24 protein-coding genes are annotated in these 23,406 nt (G+C 62.9%); 12 read left to right on the top strand and 12 right to left on the bottom strand.

What is annotated here, in order from left to right; all coding sequences use genetic code 11:
• Positions 1-25: 25 nt before the first annotated feature.
• The 5 genes from otsB (at position 26) to trxB (ending at position 5,797) form a co-directional block, all read left to right on the top strand.
• A complete protein-coding gene (gene otsB / locus L5849_RS03685; RefSeq protein WP_236924465.1) occupies positions 26-769 on the top strand; it encodes a trehalose-phosphatase in 744 nt (247 codons plus the stop codon).
• Positions 766-2,553 carry a glycoside hydrolase family 15 protein gene (locus L5849_RS03680; protein ID WP_236924464.1) on the top strand — a complete coding sequence of 596 codons (1,788 nt, stop codon included), beginning with the start codon at positions 766-768 and terminating at the stop codon, positions 2,551-2,553. The genes otsB and L5849_RS03680 overlap by 4 nt, the downstream gene beginning before the upstream one ends.
• A gap of 41 nt (positions 2,554-2,594) precedes the next feature.
• Positions 2,595-3,935 (top strand): trehalose-6-phosphate synthase, encoded by a 1,341-nt coding sequence (locus L5849_RS03675; RefSeq protein WP_234041438.1) that lies wholly within the window; start codon positions 2,595-2,597, stop codon positions 3,933-3,935.
• 34 nt (positions 3,936-3,969) lie between these two features.
• Positions 3,970-4,770: a tyrosine-protein phosphatase gene (locus L5849_RS03670; RefSeq protein WP_236924463.1), complete on the top strand. Its 801-nt coding sequence runs from the start codon at positions 3,970-3,972 to the stop codon at positions 4,768-4,770.
• A 61-nt stretch (positions 4,771-4,831) separates the two neighbouring features.
• Positions 4,832-5,797, top strand: coding sequence for a thioredoxin-disulfide reductase (gene trxB / locus L5849_RS03665; RefSeq protein WP_115417157.1), 966 nt, complete (start codon positions 4,832-4,834; stop codon positions 5,795-5,797).
• Between the two features lie 122 nt (positions 5,798-5,919).
• Here trxB and L5849_RS03660 read toward each other — a convergent pair whose 3' ends face one another.
• The 3 genes from L5849_RS03660 to L5849_RS03650 form a co-directional block, all read right to left on the bottom strand.
• Positions 5,920-6,354 carry an MAPEG family protein gene (locus L5849_RS03660; RefSeq protein WP_236924462.1) on the bottom strand — a complete coding sequence of 145 codons (435 nt, stop codon included), beginning with the start codon at positions 6,352-6,354 and terminating at the stop codon, positions 5,920-5,922.
• A 15-nt stretch (positions 6,355-6,369) separates the two neighbouring features.
• Entirely contained in the window at positions 6,370-6,822 is a 453-nt protein-coding gene (locus tag L5849_RS03655; RefSeq protein WP_236924461.1) for an MAPEG family protein, read from the bottom strand.
• Between the two features lie 68 nt (positions 6,823-6,890).
• Positions 6,891-7,850, bottom strand: a complete 960-nt coding sequence (locus tag L5849_RS03650; protein ID WP_236924460.1) for a threonine/serine dehydratase — start codon at positions 7,848-7,850, stop codon at positions 6,891-6,893.
• Between the two features lie 67 nt (positions 7,851-7,917).
• On the opposite strand from L5849_RS03650, the gene L5849_RS03645 reads away from it, so the two are divergent.
• From L5849_RS03645 to L5849_RS03620, 6 genes are all read left to right on the top strand, one after another.
• On the top strand, positions 7,918-9,129 hold the full coding sequence (locus tag L5849_RS03645) for a saccharopine dehydrogenase family protein (RefSeq protein ID WP_236924459.1): 1,212 nt from the start codon (positions 7,918-7,920) through the stop codon (positions 9,127-9,129).
• A gap of 39 nt (positions 9,130-9,168) precedes the next feature.
• Positions 9,169-9,396, top strand: a complete 228-nt coding sequence (locus tag L5849_RS03640; protein ID WP_236924458.1) for a helix-turn-helix transcriptional regulator — start codon at positions 9,169-9,171, stop codon at positions 9,394-9,396.
• Positions 9,397-9,455: 59 nt separating this feature from the next.
• Positions 9,456-9,842: a GxxExxY protein gene (locus tag L5849_RS03635; protein ID WP_236924457.1), complete on the top strand. Its 387-nt coding sequence runs from the start codon at positions 9,456-9,458 to the stop codon at positions 9,840-9,842.
• Between the two features lie 177 nt (positions 9,843-10,019).
• Complete coding sequence (locus tag L5849_RS03630) at positions 10,020-11,315, top strand: S41 family peptidase (RefSeq protein WP_236924456.1); 1,296 nt, start codon at positions 10,020-10,022, stop codon at positions 11,313-11,315.
• Between the two features lie 19 nt (positions 11,316-11,334).
• Positions 11,335-12,513 carry a carboxynorspermidine decarboxylase gene (locus L5849_RS03625; protein ID WP_236924455.1) on the top strand — a complete coding sequence of 393 codons (1,179 nt, stop codon included), beginning with the start codon at positions 11,335-11,337 and terminating at the stop codon, positions 12,511-12,513.
• 189 nt (positions 12,514-12,702) lie between these two features.
• Positions 12,703-13,905, top strand: a complete 1,203-nt coding sequence (locus L5849_RS03620; protein WP_236924454.1) for a type III PLP-dependent enzyme — start codon at positions 12,703-12,705, stop codon at positions 13,903-13,905.
• Between the two features lie 9 nt (positions 13,906-13,914).
• On the opposite strand, the gene L5849_RS03615 is transcribed toward L5849_RS03620, so the two are convergent.
• From L5849_RS03615 to L5849_RS03605, 3 genes are all read right to left on the bottom strand, one after another.
• A complete protein-coding gene (locus tag L5849_RS03615) occupies positions 13,915-15,141 on the bottom strand; it encodes an RNA polymerase sigma factor (RefSeq protein WP_236924453.1) in 1,227 nt (408 codons plus the stop codon).
• Positions 15,142-15,148: 7 nt separating this feature from the next.
• A complete protein-coding gene (locus tag L5849_RS03610; protein WP_236924452.1) occupies positions 15,149-15,487 on the bottom strand; it encodes a YciI family protein in 339 nt (112 codons plus the stop codon).
• A gap of 125 nt (positions 15,488-15,612) precedes the next feature.
• Positions 15,613-16,362, bottom strand: a complete 750-nt coding sequence (locus L5849_RS03605) for a YafY family protein (RefSeq protein ID WP_236924451.1) — start codon at positions 16,360-16,362, stop codon at positions 15,613-15,615.
• 68 nt (positions 16,363-16,430) lie between these two features.
• Here L5849_RS03605 and L5849_RS03600 point away from each other — a divergent pair, with 68 nt between their 5' ends.
• The gene (locus L5849_RS03600) at positions 16,431-17,003 is read left to right on the top strand and encodes a glutathione S-transferase family protein (RefSeq protein ID WP_236924450.1); all 573 of its coding nucleotides are present in this window, start codon (positions 16,431-16,433) and stop codon (positions 17,001-17,003) included.
• A 151-nt stretch (positions 17,004-17,154) separates the two neighbouring features.
• On the opposite strand, the gene L5849_RS03595 is transcribed toward L5849_RS03600, so the two are convergent.
• From L5849_RS03595 to L5849_RS03570, 6 genes are all read right to left on the bottom strand, one after another.
• Positions 17,155-19,056 carry a serine hydrolase gene (locus tag L5849_RS03595; protein WP_236924449.1) on the bottom strand — a complete coding sequence of 634 codons (1,902 nt, stop codon included), beginning with the start codon at positions 19,054-19,056 and terminating at the stop codon, positions 17,155-17,157.
• Between the two features lie 142 nt (positions 19,057-19,198).
• Entirely contained in the window at positions 19,199-19,891 is a 693-nt protein-coding gene (locus L5849_RS03590; protein ID WP_236924448.1) for a nitroreductase, read from the bottom strand.
• 62 nt (positions 19,892-19,953) lie between these two features.
• The gene (locus L5849_RS03585; protein ID WP_236924447.1) at positions 19,954-20,997 is read right to left on the bottom strand and encodes a cell wall hydrolase; all 1,044 of its coding nucleotides are present in this window, start codon (positions 20,995-20,997) and stop codon (positions 19,954-19,956) included.
• Positions 20,998-21,229: 232 nt separating this feature from the next.
• Positions 21,230-21,592, bottom strand: a complete 363-nt coding sequence (locus tag L5849_RS03580) for a DUF6463 family protein (protein ID WP_236924446.1) — start codon at positions 21,590-21,592, stop codon at positions 21,230-21,232.
• The gene (gene hemA, locus L5849_RS03575) at positions 21,592-22,812 is read right to left on the bottom strand and encodes a 5-aminolevulinate synthase (RefSeq protein WP_115417142.1); all 1,221 of its coding nucleotides are present in this window, start codon (positions 22,810-22,812) and stop codon (positions 21,592-21,594) included. Before hemA ends, L5849_RS03580 begins: the two co-directional genes overlap by 1 nt.
• 108 nt (positions 22,813-22,920) lie before the next feature.
• The gene (locus L5849_RS03570; RefSeq protein WP_236924445.1) at positions 22,921-23,403 is read right to left on the bottom strand and encodes a hypothetical protein; all 483 of its coding nucleotides are present in this window, start codon (positions 23,401-23,403) and stop codon (positions 22,921-22,923) included.
• Between the last annotated feature and the right edge of the window lie 3 nt (positions 23,404-23,406).

Raw genomic sequence — 23,406 nt, 5'->3', positions numbered from 1 at the left:
GCGCGAGCCGCTAGGCCTGCCATCCATGGACCGTGCGATCACGCTTCCCGCACCCCCGCCACTTGGCACTCTGCTTTCGCAGGGTTCCCTGGCGGTGTTTCTCGATTTCGACGGGACCTTGGTCGAGATCGCATCCGATCCCGATGCCATCCTCGTTCCCCCGGATATGGGCGATCGGCTGAGGTCGTTGCGGGACCGGTTGGAGGGCCGGTTGGCACTTGTCAGCGGGCGCGCGCTGGATGATGTGGAACGGCATCTGGGCCAGCTCGACCTCGCGCGGGCCGGATCGCACGGCCTGGATCGAATCCATGCCGATGGGCGTCCCGCCGGATCGATACCCGCGCCGCTGCCGGACGAGGTGATTACGAAGCTGCGCCATTTTGCTCAGGATCATGGCTTGCTCTTCGAGCTGAAGACCCATGGCGGCGCCCTGCATTATCGCCAGCGGCCTGAATACGAAAAACAGGCGCAGGCTTTTGCCGCCGACCTTGCCGACAAACACGGGCTGGCGGTCAAACGCGGGAAAGCAGTGGTCGAACTGGTCCGACCCGGTGCCAGCAAACGGGGCGCCGTTGAAGCATTCATGGAACAACCGCCCTTTGTCGGCGCGATGCCGCTCTTCATCGGCGACGATGTGACCGATGAGGATGGTTTTGCAGGCGCGGCCGATTTTGGCGGTTTCGGCATTGCCGTGGGCGAACGCCCCAGCGAGCGGGCACAATACAGGCTCGACAACGTTGCTGCAGTGCACCATTGGTTGGAGATATGATGCAGGCCGATCTCGAGCTGTCCCCCATCGGCAATTGTCAGGTCAGCGCGCTGTTGGATCGCGAGGGCGCCTTCGTCTGGGGGTGCGTTCCGCGAGTCGATGGTGATCCGGTGTTTTGCTCGCTGCTTAATGGCGATGTTCGCGACCGGGGCATCTGGCGCTTCGAACTCGACGGCCAGACCAAGGCCACGCAGCGCTACGAACGCAACACCGCGATCCTGGTCACCCGCCTCGAGAGTGAGGATGGCAGTGCGGTCGAAATCCACGATTTCGCGCCGCGGTTCGAGCGTTCGGGCCGAATGTACCGGCCTGTAGCCTATGCCCGTATCGTAAGGCCCGTGGCCGGCGCTCCGCGCATGCGCGTCGTACTCACGCCGATGAAGGATTACGGGGCGGGGCTGGCCGCAACCACCAATGGCACCAACCACGTCCGCTACCTGATCGGCCCACAGGCACTGCGCCTGTCGACCGATGCGCCTGTCGGCTACATCCTCGAAGGGCGCAGCTACCGCGTGGAGAGCGACCAGCATTTCTTCCTTGGTCCGGACGAACCCTTCGTCGGCAACATCCGCGACGAGGTACGCCGGATGGAGGCGATGACCGCGCGGTACTGGCGGCACTGGGTACGCGGCCTGCACATCCCGCTCGAATGGCAGGAAGAGACGATCCGCGCGGCGATCACGCTCAAACTGTGCCAGCACGAAGAAACCGGCGCGATCGTCGCCGCGCTGACCACATCGATTCCCGAAGCCGCGAACAGCCAGCGCAACTGGGACTATCGCTATTGCTGGATCCGCGACAGCTATTACACCGTGCAGGCGCTCAATCGCCTCGGCGCGCTCGACGTGCTGGAGAAATACCTCACCTATTTGCGCAATATCGTCGACCAGGCGCGCGGCGGGCAGATCCAGCCGCTCTATTCGGTCATGGGTGCCGACGACCTCCACGAGTTCGAGGCTAAGCATCTTGCCGGATATCGCGGCATGGGGCCTGTCCGCGTTGGCAATGCCGCCTACAAGCAGGTGCAGTACGATTGCTACGGCCAGATCGTCATGCCGACCGCGCAGGCTTTCTTCGACACACGGCTGCTGCGCATGGCCGACGAATGCGATTTCGCCCATCTGGAGGAAGTAGGCGAGGCGGCCTGGGCCAAGCATGACAAGCCCGATGCGGGCCTGTGGGAATTCCGCACCCGGCAGGAAGTGCACACCTATTCGGCCGTTATGTGCTGGGCAGCGTGCGACCGGCTCGCCAATGTCGCCGCGACGCTGGGCAAAGGCGATCGGGTGGTTTTCTGGAAGAAGCGCGCCGAAGCGATCCGGGAGACGATTGAGACGAATGCCTGGAAGAAGCAGGGCCAGCATTATGGAGCCAGTTTCGAAAACGGCTATCTCGATGCCAGCCTGCTGCAATTGGTGGAATTGCGCTATCTCAAGCCGGACGACGAGCGTTTTCTGAAAACCTTCGCCGCGGTCGAACGCGAGCTGCGCCGGGGCGATCACATGCTGCGCTACGCCGCCGAGGACGATTTCGGCGCGCCAGAGACGGCCTTCAACGTCTGCACCTTCTGGCTGATCGAGGCTCTGGGGCTGGTCGGTCGGGAGGAGGAAGCGCGCGAGATCTTCTGCTCGATGCTCAGTCACACGACCAGTTCGGGGTTACTAAGCGAAGATCTCGATTATGAAACCGGCGAGCTGTGGGGGAACTTCCCGCAGACCTACTCGCTGGTTGGTATAATCAATTGTGCCGGACTGTTGAGCAAACCCTGGAGCGAAGTGCGCTGAGCACCGATCCCCGCCTTGTTGTCATCTCGAACCGTGTCGCGGTGCCCAAGGCGCGCGGCGCGGCGGGGGCGCAGGGTGGTTTGGCGGGTGCGCTTCATGCGGCGCTGAAATCGCGCAAGGGCCTGTGGTTCGGCTGGTCCGGACAGGAAAGCGGCTCGGGGCGGACCGGCCATATCGACACGCAGACCAGCGATGGCGTGACCACCGCCACGATCGACCTCTCGCAGCGCGATATCGACGAATATTATAATGGCTATGCCAATTCGACACTCTGGCCGTTGTTCCATTATCGCCTCGACCTTGCCGAATACGAACGCGAGACGGGCAAGGGCTACGAGCGGGTCAACGAGCGCTTTGCCGACTTGTCCGCGCCGCTGATCGAGCCCGAGGATGTCGTATGGGTCCACGATTATCACCTGATCCCACTCGGTGAACGGCTGCGCTCGCGCGGGCTTAAAAACCGGATCGGCTTCTTCCTCCACATCCCTTGGCCTGCAACGCGCCTGTTCGTTTCGCTCCCTTACCACGAGCGCCTAGTACGCACCTTGCTCTACTACGACGTGGTCGGCTTCCAGACGGAAGAATGGCTCGACAGCTTCCTGCACTATTGCGAGAACGAGCTTGGCGCCCAGGTCGACAAGGGGAGCGGCGCGGTCACGTTCGAAGGGCGCACCACATTGGCGCGTGCCTACCCCATTGGCATCGATTGGGATCATTTTTCCCGCCTCGGCGAAACCGGTGACGCGCGGCAGGCACAGCAGCGCTTGCTCAGTTCGACCCGCCGCCGCACCGCGATGATCGGGGTCGACCGGCTCGATTATTCCAAGGGACTGCCCGAACGTATCGACGGGATCGGCCGTTTCTTCGAAAGAAATCCCGAGCGCGTGCGCGATCTCGTCTTCATCCAGATCGCGCCGCCCAGTCGCGAGGATGTCGAGAGCTATCAGGCGATCCGCGCCGAGCTGGAACAGAAATGCGGCCAGATCAACGGCGCGCGCAGCGAGGTCGACATGGTGCCGATCCGCTACGTCAATCGCGGCTACAGCCATGCCGAACTATTCGGCTTTTTTCGCGCCGCGAAGATCGGTCTCGTGACCCCCTTGCGCGACGGGATGAACCTCGTCGCCAAGGAATATGTCGCTGCGCAGGACCCGGAGGACCCGGGCGTGCTGATCCTGTCGCGCTTCGCCGGGGCCGCCGCGCAATTGCCCGATGCCGTGCTGGTCAATCCGCACAGCCCCGACGATATCGACCATGCGATCCGCACCGCGCTCGACATGCCGCTCGCAGAGCGCAAGAGCCGCCATGAGAAGATGATTGCGACGGTGCGCGACGACAATGTGCAGCAATGGACCGCGAACTTCCTGCGCGACCTTTCGTAAGGCGCGGTCCGCTGCGCGATTGCGCATACCCTGCGTGGCTGCCACCGTCCCGCGCATGATTCGCGACGCATTTCTCGACACCCAGGGCATCCACAATTTCCGCGATTACGGCGGCTGGAAGACGCGCGGCGGCGGGACGGTGCGCACCGGCCTGCTCTACCGCTCGGGCCACCATGTCGAGGCCACCGATACAGACCTTTCGGCCATCGCCCCCCTCGGCATCCACACGGTTATCGATCTGCGCGGGCAAAGCGAGCGTTCGGCCCATCCCTGCCGCAGGGTCGAAGGATTCGATGGCGAGGTGGTCTTCTACGACGGGGAGACGACCAGCAGCCCGCCACATATGGATATCGATCCGGACATGGCCGCTTCCGACTTCGCGCGCGAACGGATGCTGGCGGTCTACACCCGTATGCCCGACAACCCGGCGATGATCGACATGTTCGGACGCTATCTCAATATCCTCGTCGAGCGGCAGGGCGCGAGCCTGGTGCATTGCTATGCCGGCAAGGACCGCACCGGTGTTGCGGCGACCATGCTGCTGCATATCCTCGGCGTGTCGGAAGACGATCAGCGCCGCGAATTCCTGCGCACCAATGACAGCCCGACCTTCGATGTTCTCGCGCGCCAGTCGCTTCCGGGAATCGAGGCGCGGCTGGGGCGCAAGCTCGACGAAGGGGCGGCGAAGGACCTGCTCGGCGTGCGCGAAGAGTATCTCGATCGCTATCTCGAGATCGCGAGCCAGCGGCATGGCAGCTTCGATGGCTATCTCGAACGGGCGATAGGTGTGGATGACGCACTGCGCGATGCGCTCATTGCACGCTTCGTGGCGTGACTCTCGGTTCGCCGGTTCCCATATAGCCGCGATACCTTTTCAGACTGACGGATTTGACGATATGGCTACCCATCGCACCAAAATGCTTATCATCGGCTCCGGCCCGGCGGGATACTCCGCCGCCATTTACGGCGCGCGCGCGATGATGGAGCCGATCGTGGTGCAGGGCCTCCAACCGGGCGGCCAGTTGACGATCACCACCGATGTCGAGAACTATCCCGGCTTTGCCGACGTTATCCAAGGCCCCTGGCTGATGGAACAGATGCAGAAGCAGGCCGAACACGTCGGCACGCGGATGATGTGGGATACGATCGTCGATGTCGACCTGTCGAACGGTTCGCCCTTCAAGGCCGTGGGCGACAGCGGCGATGAATATATCGCCGACGTGCTGGTGATCTGTACCGGCGCGCAGGCGAAGTGGCTGGGCGTTCCGGGTGAGCAGGAACTGGGCGGCAAGGGCGTGTCCGCCTGCGCGACCTGCGATGGGTTCTTCTATCGCGGCAAGAAGGTCGCGGTGATCGGTGGCGGCAATACCGCGGTCGAGGAAGCGCTCTACCTCACCAACCACTCGGACGATGTGACCCTGATCCACCGCCGCGACGAGCTGCGCGCGGAGAAAATTCTGCAGGAGCGCCTGCTCAACCACCCCAAGATCACCTGTGTCTGGAACAAGACCGTCGAAAGCTTCGAGGCCGGCCCGGGTGGCGCGCTGGGCCATCTCAACCTGCGCGATACCGTGACCGGCGAGGACAGCACGCTGGAAGTCGACGGCGCCTTCGTAGCCATCGGCCACGCGCCCGCGACCGAACTGTTCAAGGGCAAGCTGCCGATGGACGAGGGCGGCTATCTGCTGACCGAACCCGGCTCGCCCAAGACCGAGATCCCGGGCGTATTCGCGGCAGGCGACGTCACCGACCATACCTATCGCCAGGCGGTGACTGCGGCGGGCATGGGCTGCATGGCCGCGCTCGATGCCGAGCGCTTCCTCGCCACGCTCGACGTGGCGGAGCGCGAAGCGGCGGAATAATACCGGCCCCAGTCATTGCGAGCCGAAGGCGAAGCAGTCCATTTCCGGACGTCGCGGCGGTTTGCCGCGCTGGAAGATGGATTGCCGCGGAGCCTCCGGCTCCTCGCAATGACTGTCGGTGCTTACATGTGGATGTCGAACACCACGATGACGGCGTGGAAGATCAACACCATCAGCGCCACGCTCGACAGCGCGTAGAGCACGAAGCGCACCATCACGACATTCGCGGTCGCCTGCACCAGCGAGTGGATCACCCTGAGACCGACGTAAATCCACGCGATCAGCGCATTCATCCCGTCGCCCGAACCCACCAAGGCCAGCAGCAGGGCAACCGCATAAAAGACGGTCGGTGCCTCATGCAGGTGGTTGTAATTATGCGCTTTCCACTGGACTTCGGCTGGCAGCTCCTCGTCGAGCGCCTTTGTCCGGCGCGCATCGTTGGGTTCGATTCCCGCCTCCGACATCGCCGGAATACGGGTGGCATACATCCACAGCCACATAATCATGGTCCATACCATGAGCGCGACGACGGGCTGCAGGATTTGCGATTCGATCATCGGTCGGGAACTCCGTCAGGCCGGCGCGAGGCCGGGATCGTGGAAGAGGGTCAGCGATAGGGCACGGTAGGCGAGGAAGAGCAGCACCAGCGATCCTGCCAGGAAAAGCATGAAGCGGACGGGAACCTTGTTCACCGTTGCCTGCCAGATCGAATGGACGATCCTGAGGCCGACATAGATCCACGCCGCCAGTGCGTCTCCGGCGCTCGGACCCATGATCGCGATGATGACCACGGCCGCGTAGAAGACCGTGGGCTGTTCCATCAGATGCGTGTAATTGTGCGATTTCCAGTTCACCTGCGGCGGCAGCGCGGCTTCGCTATCCTGCCCGCGCACACCGGCCGGCGCATTGCCGACAGCGATGCCGACCTTTGTCAGCGCAGGAAAGCGTGTGAAGGCCATCCAGAACAGCATGACGAGCGACCATGCCACGAGCACCGCGGCAGGTGCGAGCATCTGGGCTTGCATTGTCGAATTCTCCCCTCTCGATCTCAGCCCGAAGGATTGCGGGCCGCAGGATCGATTGTCAAACGCAACTATGTATCGACCAGTGTCGCGGCAAAGCTTGCGGGGTCGGTATTGCCGCCGGTGAGTAGGATCACGGTATCCTCGTCCACCGGCACTTTTCCGGCAAGCGCTGCGGCCAGCGCGGCGGCACCGCCCGGTTCGGCAACCAGGTTGAGCCTCGCGAAGACGAAACGCTGCGCGGCGCGCACCTCTTCATCGGTCACCATCACGCCTGGTTCGGCGCGGCCTGAGAGAACCGCGAGGTTGATGGGCTTGGTTGCATCGGGTTGCAAGGCGTCGCAGATTGTTGAGGGCGGATCGTCCCCGACATGCACGATCTCCCCATTTGCGAGCGCCCGACCCACCATGTCCCATCCTTCGGGCTCGACCACGTGAATCGCGCTATCCGGACAGGCGAGGGCGAGACCGGCCGCCAATCCGCCGCCCCCGCAGCACACTACCAGTCGCGAAGGGCTGCGGCCGAGCTGCGCCTCGATCTCGACGCCCGCGCTACCCTGGCCTTCGATTACCCAGGGATCGCCGAAAGCATGCACCAACACGGCGCCGCGTTCCTTCACCAGCCTTGCAGCCACTTCGTCGCGATCCTCGCCGGGTCGGTCGTAGAGCACGATCTCCGTCCCCAGCGCCCGCGTCGCCTCCAGCTTTACCCGGGGCGCATTGCGCGGAATGACGATAGCCGCCGCGATACCCAGCCGCCGGGCCGCCCAGGCCACCCCTTGTGCATGATTGCCCGAAGACACCGCCACCACGCCGCGCCTCTTCTCCTCGTCGGACAGGTTGGACAGCCGCCACCAGCCGCCGCGGATCTTGAACGCGCCCACCGGTTGCAGGCTCTCCGCCTTCACATGACAGCGCACGCCTTCGATCTCGACCGGCAGCAGCGGCGTCGGCGGCAAGATGCGACCGATGGAATCGGCGGCGGCAAGAACGCCCTGGCGGGTCGGCATGCGGATTTCGTCTCGGATCATTGGCGCACCTAACGCATTTCGCTAGGGGGCGCGCAAGATTCGAATTTTCACGAAAGAGGTTTTACCCATGTCGACAGTCCTGGTGATCGGTGCCGGCGGTGTCAGCAGCGTCTGCGTCCACAAAATGGCGATGAACGCCGAAATATTTTCGGACATCCACCTTGCCAGCCGCACGAAGTCCAAATGCGATGCGATCGCCGCTTCGGTGAAGGAGCGCACGGGGCAGGACGTGACGACTTACGAAATCGACGCGGAAGAAGTCCCCGCGATGGTCAATCTGATCCGCAAGGTCGGGCCGAGCCTCGTGGTCAACCTGGCGCTGCCGTATCAGGATTTGCCGATCATGGACGCCTGCCTCGAAGCGGGCGTCGATTACCTCGACACCGCGAATTACGAGCCCAAGGACGAAGCCAAGTTCGAATATAAGTGGCAGTGGGCCTATCACGACCGCTTCAAGGATGCCGGGCTCATGGCGCTGCTCGGTTCGGGCTTCGATCCGGGCGTCACCAGCGTGTTCACCATGTGGCTCAAGAAGCACAAGCTGAAGACCATCCGCCAACTCGACATTCTCGACTGCAATGGCGGCGATCACGGCCAGGCCTTCGCCACCAACTTCAACCCGGAAATCAATATTCGCGAAGTGACCGCGCCCGCGCGGCACTGGGAAGGTGGCGAATGGGTCGAAACACCGGCGATGGGCAAGAAAGTCGAATTCGATTTCGAGGCGGTCGGCCCCAAAAACATGTACATGATGTATCACGAGGAGCTGGAAAGCCTCGCCAAGTTCAATCCCGAGCTGGAACGCGCACGCTTCTGGATGACGTTTGGCGACGAGTACATCAAGCACCTGACCGTGCTGCAGAATGTCGGCATGACGCGGATCGATCCGGTCCGCTATCAGGGCAAGGACATCATCCCGCTGCAATTCCTCGCCGCCGTGCTGCCCAAGCCCGAGACGCTGGGCGAAACGACCAAGGGCAACACCAATATCGGCGTGATCGCGACCGGGGAAGCGCTCGACGGATCGGGCGAGAAGACATTTTATATCAACAATATTTGCTCGCACGAGGCCGCATACGAAGAAACTGGCAACCAGGCGGTTTCCTATACGACCGGCGTTCCGGCGATGATTGGTTCGGCCATGATGGTCACCGGAAAATGGGACGGCGACGGGGTTTTCAACATGGAAGAAATGGACCCCGATCCCTTCATGGACATGCTCAATGAACACGGCCTGCCCTGGCAGGTGAAGGAGCTCGACGGGCCGGTGTGGTTCTGATATCTAACCGTCTGTTAGTTAGGCAAATGGAGAGTTGTCGTGACCACGAGGTTGGAGGAATATCCAAATCGCATTCGTGAGATTCGCAAACAAAGGGGCATGACGCAGAAGGAACTGGCCCAAGCGATGGGCATGTCAGCAGTGAATATCGGTCATTTAGAATTAGAGCGGCGTGACCCCTCGCTGTCGAACCTAAGGGCTCTGGCCAAAATTTTTGGCATTCCTACTGCGAGTCTTTTGTCCGTTCGCGATAATCCGCACGGATAATCTGACAAATCACCTGTGCAAAAGTTTGGTTCGCGCAGAGAACGCAGAGAAGGTGGGGCGTGGAGATCGATCAGATCTCGTCTCTGGTCATTGAAGAGGCGATTGGCATTCATCGCGAACTGGGACCGGGCCTGTTCGAAACGGTCTACGAGACCGTGCTGGCTGGCCGATTGGAGAGACGAGGCCTGCACGTGCTGCGCCAGGTTCCCGTTCCAATCGAGTTCGATGGCCACGCCTTCGGCGCGGCATTCAAGATCGATATTCTGGTCGAAAATTCGCTGATCCTCGAGATCAAGTCGGTCGAGCAGTTGAACAAGGTTCATGCAAAGCAGATGCTCACCTATTTGCGGCTGACGAAACAGCCCGTAGGGCTTCTCCTCAATTTCTCTGCGCCCACCATGCGCGAAGGTATCAGAAGGCTGGTGAACAATTACCGGTCCGAGTGACCCTCTCTGCGACCTCCTTTCCTCCGCGCTCTCTGCGCGAACCCCAAAAGGCAGAATATTTCAATGAAGACCAAAGCCTGCGGATCGCGGCTCGCACCCTGTTCCGGTCTGAACAGAGGCGAAGGACTTGCATCGCACAAGGACACCAGAAAGACGCGAAGTAACTGGCGCATCGTCATGCCTTTGCTTGCTATCGCTACAGTTCCCTTCGCTTCGACCGTGCCCGCGACCGCGCAATCGCCCGATACCGATCACACAGCCGCCGAGACGGGGGCCTTCGATGCTTCTGCCGCATGGGACGAATTCGAAGAGCTGCTGCGCGGTCGTTATGCCTATATCGAGCGCGACGATGTCGATGTGGAGGCGCAACTGGCGCGCTCAAAGGAGCTGGCCGCGCAAGCGACGGACGAGGCGGAATTTCGCAGTCTCGTCCACCGCACCGCGCTCACCTTTATGGACCCGCATCTGATCGTCGGCCCGTTCACGGACGAGGATTATGCCATCATCATGACCGCGGCGGAAATGGATGCGCGGTTTGAGGGCGGGGTGCTGCGCATTGCCGATATCCGGCGCGATTCGCCCGCCTTTGCTGCCGGTATCCGCGCCGGAGACGAGATCCTGGCGGTGGATTGCGTGGCCGCGCGCGAGGCGGCGCGTCGGCCCTTCGGCGCGGTCCTGCCAGAACCCACCCCCGCGCAGTTCGATTATGGCGCGACGCTGGCGGTGAACGGGCGGCGCGGCCATGCCCGCACGCTGACGGTGCAATCCGCATCGGGCGAGACGCGCGAGGTCACGCTTGCTTCGACTTCCGATTTCCTGCGCGGCCTGCGCGAGCGGGAGATCGTTTCGGTCGACTTCGTCGGAGAAAACAAGGATATCGCGCATCTGCGCATCGCCAATGCGCTGGGCAATAACGATCTCATCACCGCCTTCGATGCCGCAATGGACCAGGCTGCCGGTGCAAAGGCGCTGATCCTCGACCTGCGCGACACGCCGAGCGGCGGCAATACCGAAGTAGGCCGGTCGATCATCGGTCATTTCGTGACCGGGGTGAGCCCTTATCAGATGCACCGTATCCCCGCGCTGGAGCGCGAGTTCACCGTGCCGCGCCAGTTTGTCGAATTTGTCTATCCACGCGGGCCGCATTTTGCGGGGCCGGTTGCTGTGCTGCATGGCCGCTGGACGGGTAGCATGGGCGAAGGCGTGGTGATCGGCATGGATGCCGCCGCGCCCAATGCCGTCACCATTGGCTCCGACATGGGCGATCTGCTGGGTGCGCTGTGGAATTTCTCGCTTGAGAAGAGCCATGCGCGGGTCGATCTGGGCGGGGAAGCCATGTTCCATGTCGACGGAACCCCGCGCGAGGATTACGTGGCCGATATCCCCGTCACCCCGGCGGACAGCGCCCCTGATGGCAGCGATCCGGCGGTGACGGCGGCGCTTGAATATTTCGCTTCGCTCGCGAACAACTAATCGACGAAAGGCGTCTGACATGGAAACAAAAGCCGGCGATCCGGGTGCCTTTGCCGATTTCGACCTGTCGCGCGTCGATAGTCCGGCCTTCGTGGTGGATGCAGCAAAGCTGCGCGCCAATTGCCAGATTCTGGCCGACATCCGCGACGAAGCGGACATCAAGGTGCTGGCCGCGCTCAAGGCCTTTTCCATGTGGTCGACCGCGCCGATCATCGGCGAATATCTCGACGGCGTGTGCACCTCGGGCCTGTGGGAAGCGCGGTTGGCGAGCGAGTTCTACGATGGCGAGATCGCGACCTATTCGGCCGCCTACAAGCCCGAGGAACTGGAAGAGGTCTGCCGCCTGTCCGATCATGTCATCTTCAATTCGCCCGGCCAGCTCGAGCGCGCCGCGCTGATTCTCGAACAGGCGCGGGCGGCAGGACAGGATTTCGACGTCGGCCTGCGCATCAATCCGATGCATCCGACGGGGGAGGTGCCGCGCTACGATCCGTCCAGCCCCGGCAGCCGGCTCGGCTTCCCGATCGACCAGCTTACGCCCGAAATCATGGCGCAGGTCGACGGCATCCATTTCCACAATCTCTGCGAACAGGATTTCGAGCCGCTGCATGCGACCTGGGACAAGGTGTTCGACGCGATCGAACCGTGGTTCGGGCACCTCAAATGGATCAACATGGGCGGCGGGCATCACATCACCCGAGCCGATTACCAGCGCGAGGAATTGGTCGAATTCCTCAAGGATGCCAAGGACGATACCGGCGCGGAAATCTATCTTGAGCCGGGCGAGGCGGTGGCGCTCGACGCGGGTATCCTCGTGGGCACGATCCTCGATACGGGGTTCAACGAAGTGCCCATTGCGGTCGCCGATATCTCGGCCACTTGTCACATGCCCGATGTGATCGAAGCGCCCTATCGCCCGGCAATGCTGGGTGAGAGCGGAGAGCGCGATGTGCCCGAGATACGCATTGGCGGCCCTTCCTGCCTCGCAGGCGATGTGATCGGCGATTATCGCGTCCCCGGCGGGGCGGAGGTGGGCAAGCGCTTCGCTTTCTTAGACCAGGCGCATTATTCGATGGTCAAGACGAACACGTTCAACGGCGTCCAGCTGCCCTCGATCTACCTCTGGGACAGCGAGACCGACCAGCTCGAGCTGGTGAAGGAGTTCGGTTACGAAACCTTCCGCGACCGGCTGAGCTGACGGCGCGATCCGCCGCATGTGATGCCCGCCGCGCCCCACGCGGGGCTTGTGCATTTTCGGCGCATATTCACTTGCGTTTCATGAGCCAGGATTTATATGCGCCGCTCCCGCTGCCCCAAGGGGACTTCCTAACCGCAAGGCAGCTTGTCGTTTCATGGTCCGCGAGGACTGTTTAGGGGGTCCCTTGAGTTGCAGCATTTCCCTGACGCCCGGTCCGTAGTTCGCGCTCTCGCGCCGGACGAGCCCGTTATCCTCAACCGCCCGCATGCCGCCGCGCGTGCCGCCCGCTTCTTCGTCGATAAGTTTCCGGGCAAGTCGCTCTATGCGGTGAAGGCGAATCCCTCGCCCGATCTCCTCCAGATCCTGTGGGACAACGGCGTCACGCATTACGATGTGGCTTCGATTGCCGAAGTGCGTCTGGTGCGCGCCACGCTGCCCGATGCCGTCCTGTGCTTCATGCATCCGGTGAAGGCACCCAGCGCCATCCGCGAAGCCTATCACACGCATGGCGTGAAGACCTTCAGCCTCGATTCGGCCGAGGAACTGGAGAAGATCGTCCAGGCTTGTCGCAGCGAAGATGGCGAACCGGCGCAGGACCTGCGGCTATGCGTACGTCTGCGCGTTTCGAGCGAATATTCCGAACTCAGCCTCGCGTCCAAATTCGGCTGCGACCTGACCGAAGCGCCCGAACTGCTGCAGCAAGCGCGCCAGCATGCCGACTGGCTCGGCGTCTGCTTCCACGTGGGCAGTCAGGCGATGACGCCGTTTGCCTATGTCCAGGCGCTGGAACGCGTGCGCATCGCCATCGGCGAGGCTTCGGTGGTGATCGACATGATCGATGTGGGCGGCGGCTTCCCGTCGGTCTATCCGGGGATGGAGCCTCCGCCGCTGGAGGACTATTTCCAGATCATCCATCAGAACTTCTACAATCTGCCGGTCGCCTACAATGCCGAGCTGTGGTGCGAGCCGGGCCGCGCGCTGTGCGCCGAATATTCGTCGCTGATCGTAAAGGTCGAGAAGCGCCGCGGCGAGGAACTCTACATCAACGATGGCGCCTATGGCGCGCTGTTCGATGCCGCGCATGTCGACTGGAAATTCCCCGTCCGCGCGCTGGAAGACGACCTCATCAAGCCGGAGATGGATTTCGCCTTCTACGGGCCGACCTGCGACGATGCCGATTACATGCAAGGCCCCTTTGTCCTGCCCGAGGACATCCAGGCTGGCGATTATATCGAGATCGGTATGCTCGGCGCTTATGGCGCGGCGATGAAGACCGATTTCAACGGTTTCGGCGCGGCCGAGCGGATCGTCGTCACCGACGAGCCGATGTCGAGCCTCTACGACGGCAGCCGCACGCGTCCGGCAGCGGACAATGTGGTGAGCCTGCGCTAGATACCCAGTTTAGGGTGGAGTGCGAAGGGTGAGCGCGTCGCGCTGCGCGATAAGCCATGCGCGCTCGGCGGAGCCTTCCTGCAAGCCGATCGCCGTGTCATAGGCCTGGATCGCTTCCCGCACGCTCTGGGTATGCGAAAGCAGTTCGGCCCCGACGGCGTGATAGGCGGGCGATCCTTCCAGCGCGGCGCAAGGCAGCTCCTCGAATTCTCGCAGCGCCGCTGCGGCACCTTGGAGCTTATGGATCGCGACAACTCGGTTGAGCCGAATGAAGGCGCTGTCCCTGATCGCGATCATGCGGTCGTATCGCGCGAGGACGCGGTTCCACGGGGCTGGGTCGGACTGTCGGCGCCGCGAGCACCATAGAGCCTGTATATCGGCCTGGAGCGTCCGCAGCGACGCGTCCTGTGCCGTATCGACCTGCCCGTAATAGTCTCTGGCACGTGCGAGCATGGAACGGTCCCATAGCTGTGGGTCCTGGTCCTCGAGGGGGATCATCTTGCCAGCGGTATCGCGCCGAGCCGGTCGTCGCGCTTCCGAAAACCACAAGGCGGCGGCCAGCGCGTTCACCTGCGCACTGCCCGGCATGAGTGTGGCCAGAATATCGACCAGTTCGAGCGTCTGGCGGGCAAGCAGTGCCTGCTCGCCATCCGGATCGCTCGATGCGTGCGCTTGCGAATAGGCGATCTCGATCGTGCACAGCACGGCTTCCAGCCGTTCGGCAAAAAAGCGATTGTCGGGAATTTCGAACATGATCCCGCTGCCGGCGAGTTTCTTCTTGGCGCGTACCAGCCTTTGGGAAACCGCCGCGGGGCTGAGCAGGCAGGCCCGCGAGATCTGTTTCGCGCTGAAACCGCAGATGGTCGACAGGGCGAGGGCAACGCGCGAGGCGATGTCGATCGCCGGATGACAGCAGGCGAAGAACAGCGCGAGGCGGCGATCCGGGATCATGCTGCGTTCGCTCACGCTCACCTCCTCGTCAAACGATGCCGCCGCCTCGGCATGTGCGCGCACGACACGCGAATGGCGCAGGCTGTCGATCGCAATTCTTTGCGCCACGGCATAGAGCCACGCCGCCCAATCCCGCAGCGGCGAGCGAGTGGCGGCGGCGCGCACGCATGCTTCCGCAAAAGCGTTTTCGGCCAGTTCGACATCGCCGAAGCGGGCGGAAAGCGCAGCGACGATGCGCAGCCGCTTTGCTCTGACAGTCTCGGCCAGATCGACGCTGTTCGCCAAACCTGTCTTAACCCTCGCCGATGCAGGGCCGGATTTCGACCGATCCGTCGCCCGCGAACGGAATGTCCTTGGCGATGGCCATCGCTTCATCGAGCGATGCGACCTCGACAAGGTAGAACCCGCCCAGCTGCTCGCGCGCCTCGGCAAAGGGGCCGTCATGGACCATCGTCTCTTCGCCCTTGCGATGCAGCGTCGTCGCGGTTTCGGGGCCGTTCAACCCTTCGCCGCCAACGATGGCGGAAGCATGCGCTTCACCGAAGGCCTCGTGGCGCCGGATGATCTCGTTCCAGCCATCCTCGTCTTTGTAGTTGGCGTGATCTTCATGGATGAGAAGGGCGTATTTCATCGTAGGTCTCCTGCGAGCCGAGACCGGGAGCGGCCTCGCCTTCAAGACGAATGGGCACCTACCATTTCGACAGCGGCGATGAAAATTATTGCAGCGGTCCGGGGGAACGAATGTTTACCCATCCGTCAGGAGGTCGGTCCGTCGGCTGCGGGCGGGCCTTTGCGCCTCTCCGCCGCATCGCGCTCCCGCCACTCCGCCATGCGCAGGGCCTTGTAGCGGCGCAGCAATTCCACCCGGCGCGGGCGGAAGCTGGTTTCTCCCGCATCGAGGCTCTCGATTCGCGCAACTTCGAATGTGCGGTAGTCTTCGCGGAGCAGACACCAGGCAACCAGCATCAGCGTGGTCGGGCTGTAGGACAGGCCGAGGGGGAAGATTTCGCGCGTGCTGCGGCGGTCCTGCCGGTCGCGATAGGCGATCCGCACGCTCACCTCGTCCCAGCAGGCCTGGCGCAGCAAATCCAGATCGACGGCGATATCCGGGCGCTCCTTTGCCGGACGCCATGATCGCATGATCGCGTGCATGGCCTGGCGTGCCTGCCGGTCGGGCAGGGTGGCGATAATGCGGGCCAGCGCGTCGCGGCCTGCACGGGCAAGGCGCTCGTCGCCCAATTCGTCGAGACTGCCCACCGCCAGCATCAGCGCCTCAGTTTCCAGCCGCGAGAAGCTCTGCGGGGGCAGGGCCGGGTCTTCGGTCAGCGTATAGCCATAGCCAGCCGCACCGTCGATCAGCGCGCCGCCCGCGCGCAAGGTGGCGATATCGCGATAGAGCTGGCGCTGGGAGATCTCGGTCTCCGCCGCCAGCCGCTCGGCGGTGACGGGGGAGGGCAGCCGCCGCAGCGCGGCGAGCAATCGCATGAGCCGGTCCTGTCGCGCCATCGCTACTGCCTCTTTCTGTCAGCAGGGCAGGCATATCCTGCGCGCATAGCAATCGAAAGGAGAACCTTATGCCGACCCTCTACCACTCGCCCCAATCGCGCTCCGACACAGTCGTGGAGCTGGTCCGTATGCTGGGCGCGGATGTGGATGTGAAAGAAGTCACCATTCCCCGGCAGGACGGGTCGGGCGTGTCCGATCCGGCCAATCCGCATCCCGAAAAGAAAGTGCCCTATCTGGTCGATGGCGACGAGCATGTGCGCGAGCGCGGGGCAATCATGCTGTATCTGACCGATGCCTATCCGCAGGCGAAACTGGGGCCATTGCCGGGCGAGGCGGGGCGCGGGGCCTATCTGTCCTGGCTGTCCTATTATCAGGGCGTGATGGAGCCGCTGCTGATCCTGAAATGGGCCGGGGTTACGCATCCGGTGGTCGAGGACGGGCTGGGCAGCGAAGCGACGATGCTGGAGCAACTGGCCGCACCGCTGCGCAAGGGGCCGTGGCTGCTGGGCGAGCGGTTCAGCGCGGCGGACATGCTGTGCAGTTCGCCGTTCCAGTGGTTTTCCGACATGCTGCCCGAACAGGCCGAAATTCGCGACTGGGTTGACCGCTGCGCGAAGACAGTGGCCGGGCTTAGAACATAATGCGGTAGGCCACGCCCGCTGCGCCAATCAGCGATAGATCATGAGACGAGTTGCTCCGATGGCGACCGCGTTTGCAGGGAAGCGGTCGACATGGCGAGTTTGCGCCGAGCCGTGATGGGCAAGAATACGGCTATCCGGTCCACACCTCACATCAAAACACGCGGGTGCCGATCAAGTCGAAGCGCGCGAACTGGGTGATCGCGAAGACAAAGGAGGCGGCGAAGATGGTAAAATGGACACGCCGCCACAGTGTCCACCCGCTGCCCGTCAAGGCGAGCCAGACCCCGGCGATATGGACGATGCACTGGATTGTCAGCGCTACGATCAAGGCGAGCATGATCTTCATGGGTAGGGGTGGGAATCGCAGGTCGTCGGCACCCAGGTCGATATTGCTGACGTCTAGGATGAGGGCGATAAGGCTTGCCGCGAAGGCAAGCCACAGCAGCGCCGAAACCAGCGCGATCCACATCGCCTTGCGCCCTCGCTTTGTCACCTTGTTGGGGCGTCGCCAGCGATACCACATGCCCAGCAGGGTGGTGATCGAGAGGACCATGCATAAGCCGGTGGCAAATAGGAACGGGCGACTGGACTGAAAGAAACCGACCCGTTCGTAGGTTTCCGAGCCGCGGGATCCGTGGAGACGGACGATCTCGCCGACCTCGTCCCTCGCGACACGCAGACGCGATCCATCCAGCGCTATCCAGATATCATTGCCGATGGGCGCGTAGCGTGTCGGCATAGGACCGGAGGTGACCAGAAAGCCGTTGTCGGCGGTCAGCGTCATTTCCGACCCCAGCCCCGCAAGGGCGAGCGGTCCGCCGAATGTGCGCCTGTTGGTCCAGTAGAGACCGGCGACTTCCTCGGCGGCTTCGACATCTCCCGCATGTTCGAGATAGCGTGTGACCGGATCGCTGCCGGTGATACGGCGTACGATGGCCACCGCCACATCGACAGGGAGGCTCTCCATAGAGGTCATGTTCGAAGAGGCGAAAACCCCGATCCCGCGATCGGGCAGGACGAACATCCAGCTCAGAAACTTGGTCGCTCCACCGTGGCCGATCGTGTTCTCGCCATCGATTTCATTGAGCATGAAACCCCAGCCCATGTCGTCGCCTCCGGCCGCATCGGCAAAGGCATTGGTCTGCACACGTGCCCATCCTTGTTCCGAAAGCAGGCGATCGCCGTTTTCAAGCTTTGTGCCGCGCAGCATCAGTTGCATGAAGGTGGCCGCGTCCTTCGCGCTTATCGCGACTGCGCCTACCGGCTCTTGCGGGCGCACCGGCAAATAATTCGAGACCGTCGCCGTACCGTTCTCCGGGATGTGTGGACGTGCCATACGATCGTCGAGCACAGTCGGGTTCTTTCCCTGCCCCGGATCGTGCAGCGTCGTCGCGTTCATGCCGGCCGGTTGCAGGATACGCATGTTCACGAATTCGAAATAATCCATGCCCGTCGCTCGTTCCACCACATAGGCGGCGAGATTGGTGCCGTAGTTGGAATAGCTCGCCCGCTCTCCCGGCGGGGCAACCAAGCGCGGCATCGACCGCTTCGCAGCGTCACGAAGCGAAATGTCCCGTTCCGAATCCAGAAAATCGCGCAGGCTGTCCTCAAATCCCGCACGGTGAGCCATCAAATCCCGCATCGTGATGGGCTCGTCATAGCTGTTTGGAATGTCGAAACCGTCGAGATAGGCATTGATGTCGGCATCGAGGTCGAGCTTGCCCTCCTCGGCCAACATATGTGCCGAGAGCCAGACGAACAGCTTGGATATCGATCCGATGCGGAACAGCGTATCCGCATCGTTCATGCGACCGCTATCCATGTCGGCCACGCCATAGCCTTTGGCGATGACACCGTCGGGAGTGACGACCGCGACACTCATCCCCGGAGGATCGAGATCCTCGATCTTGGCTGTCACGAAACCATCGATGAACTTTTCGAGATCGGCGATGCTAGTGCTGCGGACTTGTGCGGGTGTCTGTGCCTGTATCGGCTGTTGCGCATTGCTGGCGGGCACTACCGTCACGCCCGCGATGGCCACAAGCAAGATCATGAACAAGGCGGCGATTCCTAGTCGCACAAATCTTCTCTCTCCACGGGGGCATGAGATCGAACCAAGGCATGCGGCATCATGCAGCGATAAGGGAGTGTCGGTTAAATGGAAACCGGGTATTGGGTTGAAAAAGGCTGCCGGGCTAGTCGAACCCGACGAAACGCGCCGCCTCGTCCACGCCTTTGCGCTCGCTGACGACGGCATTGGCGGGGAAGCTTTCGTCGGGCCAGCCCATGGCGACCGCCTTCATGATCACCTGGTCGTCCGGAATGTCGGCATGTTTGCGCACCACCGGGCTCTGCATGATTCCCTGACTGTTGATGACGCAGCCCAATCCGCGCGACCAGGCGGCGTTGACCAGCGCGGTGGTGACGGCGCCGCAATCGAAAGCGGTATCATCGCTGCCCGATAATTCCTTGTCATAGGTCACGATCACGCAGACCGGTGCATCGAACTGGCGGAAACCGCGCAGCACCCAGTCCTGCCGCTTGTCCTTGTCGTCGCGGGCGATGCCCATGGCGCCGAACAATTGCTTCGCGACGCCAACCTGCCGTTCGCGGTGGACGCCGGCGAAGGGTTCGCCGCGGCGGAACTCGCGGCTGTCGGGAACGCCGGCGAGGATGTTCTCGGTATTGCCCTTGCGAATGCGATTCAGCGGCTCGCCGGTGATGACGTGGAAGTGCCACGGCTGCGTGTTCATAGAGGTGGGCGAGCGCATGGCGAGCGTCAGGATTTCCTCGATTAGCTCGCGCGGCACCGGCTTATCGAGATAGCCCCTGATTGAGCGGCGATCCATCACCACCTCTTCATAGGTCATGTCCCGATTGCCGCTCATTCCAACCTCTCCCTTGTCGATGGCGGGAGGCTTAGCGCGCCGACTCGGTCGCGCAAAATCCCCTACGGCCTTGCGGGCAGGCAGGTGCCTATGCCGGGGGCCGGGAAGGTGCGGCAGTCGAGAAAGATCGCTTCCTGCCCGCCCGCACCCGCGGCAACGAAGCTGAAGCGCATGGCGCGGCGTGCCTCGTCGGTCAGCGGCAGGCCGCGCGGAATGGCGTCGGCCTCGCTCCATCCCTGTACGCGGCAATAGCCTTCGCCCGAGCACAGGCCCCGCGCACGTTCGACCAGAGTCTGCGGCGATTCGCCCCTTGCAACGAGAACGAAATGCACGCCCGCGCCCGGCGAGGGTGGCGCGCCCTGGCCGACTTCGCTCACCTGCGCCGGGGTTTGACTGGTGATGCTGCGCACTGCTTCGCCGCTCTGGAGCAGGGTCGGCAGCGGATTGGCCTCGGCGACGGCCAGAGCCGTCTGGCGCAGGGCCAGGGGATCGGGCTCGGCTCCGCGATAGGAGGCCGAAAGCGCCGTGCGGCTGCCCCAGTAACCGCGCCAGCGGAAGAAGATGTGCGGGCCCACCTGTGCCACCTTGTCGAGCCGGTCGCTCCACCAGGGATAGACATAGTCGGCGTGGAAATGCGTGGCATTGCCCACCGGTGCATGCGTCGCGCCGCCGAGCATGTCCTCGGCTCGGGCGCGGGCACTACGCCATGCTGCTTTCGAATAGGCTCTTTCGAGCGAACCGTCGCAGGTGAAGCTGAACTGGCATCCGGTGGGGCGCTGCGAGCCTTCGAACACCACGCCGCATACGGTTCCGGCAAAGGCCGGATGGCGCACGCGGTTGAGGATCACCTGCATCACTGCCCGCTGGTCCGCATCGCCGCCACCAGCCTCGGCCATGCCCGCGAGCGCCAGGCAATCGCGCGCGCGGACGCGATCGGCCTCGCTGCCGCGAAAGCCAAAGGGGCTTGCCGTGCCAGGACCTGCCGCTGCGAAGTCGATCGCCGCATTGCGCGCGCGCGCAACGTTCGATTCGAGTTCGGACAGAATGACAGTGTCATCCGCAGCGCCGGGGAGATCGGCGATCGCGATGTCGGGGGTGATTGTCATCGCAACTTCATCGAGGCCGGTTGCTTCAACCCTGGCGTCCCGAGCAAAAATTGCCAAAACCAGAAATGGCAGCAGCATCAGCCCTGCAAAGACGCATACGGGAAAGACATCGCGCAAGGCGCGGCGTGAGACAGGTTCCCCATTCATCCTTGCGATCTAACCGTGGGCTCACCGTCGCACAATATACGCAAGCGGCAGGGATGCTGGCGCGATCGTAAAGTTGCCGGTTCTGTCAGACTCGTGCCAAGCGCAATTCGCGGACCCACATTCCGACGCCCGCCGGGACGAGGAGCCAGGCTCCGGTTGCGGGCATCGGCGCTATCAGCGCGACCAATGACAGCGAAAAGACGAGGACAACCAGCCATCCGAGCGACGTGCCGCCGCGCTCCGTCCGGTCGACCATGACCCCGAAGAGAAAAAGGAAGGGGGCGAACATGGCGAACCAGAAAGCCTCGGATTCGATCGAGGCGGGCGGAATGCTGCCGCTAAGCGTATAGGATACGGCTGCGGCGATGCCGACGGGGTAAATAGCAAAAGTGGCTGCCAGATGCAGAAGAGCAACGGCCGCGATCGACAGGCCGATCCACTGCCGCATCACGCCGCTTTCGCCAGCTCCAGATCCATCCGGTCCCAGATCTCGACCAGCGCGCCGACAAGCTCGTCCATCATCGCGGGGGTATGGGCCGGGCCGGGCGTAAAGCGCAGGCGTTCGGTCCCGCGAGGCACGGTCGGGAAGTTGATCGGCTGGACGTAGACGCCGTATTCGGCGAGCAGGATGTCGCTGATCTTCTTGGCGCGCACCGGGTCGCCGACCATTAGCGGGACGATGTGGGTTACGCTGTCCATCACGGGCAGGCCCGCATCGCGCATCTTCTGCTTGAGCAATTCGGCGGCGGCCTGCTGGCCTTCACGCTCGACCGAGGATGCCTTGAGGTGCCGCACCGATGCCAGCACGCCCGCGACGAGGGCGGGGCTGAGCGACGTGGTGAAGATGAAGCCGGGCGCATAGCTGCGAATGCAGTCGACGATCTTCTTGTCCGCCGCGATATACCCGCCCATCACGCCGAACGCCTTGCCCAGCGTCCCTTCGATGATGTCGATCCGATGCGCGGCTTCGTCGCGTTCGGAAATGCCGCCGCCGCGTGGGCCGTACATGCCCACGGCATGGACCTCGTCGATATAGGTCAGTGCGTTGTACTTCTCGGCCAGGTCGCAGATATCGTGGATCCGGGCGACGTCGCCATCCATCGAATAGACGCTTTCGAAGGCGATCAGCTTCGGCGTCGCCTCGTCCTCGGCAGCCAGCAGTTCCTCGAGGTGGTGGAGATCGTTGTGCCGGAAGACGCGCTTCTCGCAGCCCGAATTGCGGATACCCGCGATCATGCTGGCGTGGTTCAGTTCGTCGGAAAAGATCACGCAGCCGGGCAGCAACTTGGCGATGGTTGATAGTGTCGCGTCGTTCGAGACATAGCCGCTGGTGAACAGCAGCGCGGCGTCCTTGCCGTGGAGATCGGCGAGTTCGCCCTCGAGCTGCACGTGATAATGCGTGTTGCCGCCGATATTGCGGGTGCCGCCACTACCCGCGCCGACATCGTGCAATGCTTCTTCCATCGCGGCGATGACCTTGGGGTGCTGGCCCATGGCGAGATAGTCGTTCGAGCACCACACGGTGACCGGCTTCGGGCCATTGTGGCCGGCAAAGCAGCGCGCATTGGGAAAGGCGCCCTTGTTCCGCAGGATGTCGATGAAGACCCGGTAGCGGCCTTCCTCATGCAGTCGGGAAATCGCTTCGTCGAAGATCTGGTCGTAATTCACTGGCGTATTCGCCCGTCGCTGCACCGCCCGTCCGCGGCTGACTGTGAGCCTCGCCCTAATCGAAACGGTTTCAAATCGCTACCGCGATCTTTGCGAGCGACTCGCAAGTCAGCGGGCTGCCGGTGGCGGCTCGAATCCGGGCAGGGGATCGCCCCCGTCGCCATGGACGAACTCGCTGCGCAGGCTCTCGACGAAGGCCGCGAACTCCTCGCGGATCGCGATCCACAGGGCGCGTTCGTCGGGGGAATCTTCTGGAACGGTGCGAAGCAGGACGTCGAGCGCCGCATCCACCAGCCCGAGATACCAGCGCGGGGGAATATGCAGCGAGTCGTTGTGGTGCACGATGGCGGTTCCGTGGTCGATGCGCGCGGTCGCCGGGTCTTCGATCCAGGTCAGGAGCAGGTAGAGGCTTTCGGCCACCATGCGCCCTTCGAGCTCCGCCGTGTGACCCAGCCCGTGGTGCTCGAACGAGGCCCGCGCATCGGGATGGCGGGCGTAATAGGCGTCGAGCACCGGGCGCGTAACATCACCGCCAACCTCGGCGAGACGTTCGAGGCTTCTTTGAGCGAGTTCGGAGCGGTCGCGAGTCATGGC

This window comes from Erythrobacter sp. SN021 (assembly GCF_021864455.1).
This window is presented reverse-complemented; position numbering and strand designations above follow the sequence as displayed.

What these genes read in the sequence shown, in the direction of transcription:
- otsB (WP_236924465.1), top strand. Translation starts at nt 26, where the DNA reads ATGGACCGTGCGATCACGCTTCCCGCACCCCCGCCACTTGGCACTCTG.
- L5849_RS03680 (WP_236924464.1), top strand. Translation starts at nt 766, where the DNA reads ATGATGCAGGCCGATCTCGAGCTGTCCCCCATCGGCAATTGTCAGGTC.
- trxB (WP_115417157.1), top strand. Translation starts at nt 4,832, where the DNA reads ATGGCTACCCATCGCACCAAAATGCTTATCATCGGCTCCGGCCCGGCG.
- L5849_RS03660 (WP_236924462.1), bottom strand. Translation starts at nt 6,354, where the DNA reads ATGATCGAATCGCAAATCCTGCAGCCCGTCGTCGCGCTCATGGTATGG.
- L5849_RS03655 (WP_236924461.1), bottom strand. Translation starts at nt 6,822, where the DNA reads ATGCAAGCCCAGATGCTCGCACCTGCCGCGGTGCTCGTGGCATGGTCG.
- L5849_RS03650 (WP_236924460.1), bottom strand. Translation starts at nt 7,850, where the DNA reads ATGATCCGAGACGAAATCCGCATGCCGACCCGCCAGGGCGTTCTTGCC.
- L5849_RS03645 (WP_236924459.1), top strand. Translation starts at nt 7,918, where the DNA reads ATGTCGACAGTCCTGGTGATCGGTGCCGGCGGTGTCAGCAGCGTCTGC.
- L5849_RS03630 (WP_236924456.1), top strand. Translation starts at nt 10,020, where the DNA reads ATGCCTTTGCTTGCTATCGCTACAGTTCCCTTCGCTTCGACCGTGCCC.
- L5849_RS03625 (WP_236924455.1), top strand. Translation starts at nt 11,335, where the DNA reads ATGGAAACAAAAGCCGGCGATCCGGGTGCCTTTGCCGATTTCGACCTG.
- L5849_RS03610 (WP_236924452.1), bottom strand. Translation starts at nt 15,487, where the DNA reads ATGAAATACGCCCTTCTCATCCATGAAGATCACGCCAACTACAAAGAC.
- L5849_RS03605 (WP_236924451.1), bottom strand. Translation starts at nt 16,362, where the DNA reads ATGGCGCGACAGGACCGGCTCATGCGATTGCTCGCCGCGCTGCGGCGG.
- L5849_RS03600 (WP_236924450.1), top strand. Translation starts at nt 16,431, where the DNA reads ATGCCGACCCTCTACCACTCGCCCCAATCGCGCTCCGACACAGTCGTG.
- L5849_RS03595 (WP_236924449.1), bottom strand. Translation starts at nt 19,056, where the DNA reads ATGATCTTGCTTGTGGCCATCGCGGGCGTGACGGTAGTGCCCGCCAGC.
- L5849_RS03590 (WP_236924448.1), bottom strand. Translation starts at nt 19,891, where the DNA reads ATGAGCGGCAATCGGGACATGACCTATGAAGAGGTGGTGATGGATCGC.
- L5849_RS03585 (WP_236924447.1), bottom strand. Translation starts at nt 20,997, where the DNA reads ATGACAATCACCCCCGACATCGCGATCGCCGATCTCCCCGGCGCTGCG.
- L5849_RS03580 (WP_236924446.1), bottom strand. Translation starts at nt 21,592, where the DNA reads ATGCGGCAGTGGATCGGCCTGTCGATCGCGGCCGTTGCTCTTCTGCAT.
- L5849_RS03570 (WP_236924445.1), bottom strand. Translation starts at nt 23,403, where the DNA reads ATGACTCGCGACCGCTCCGAACTCGCTCAAAGAAGCCTCGAACGTCTC.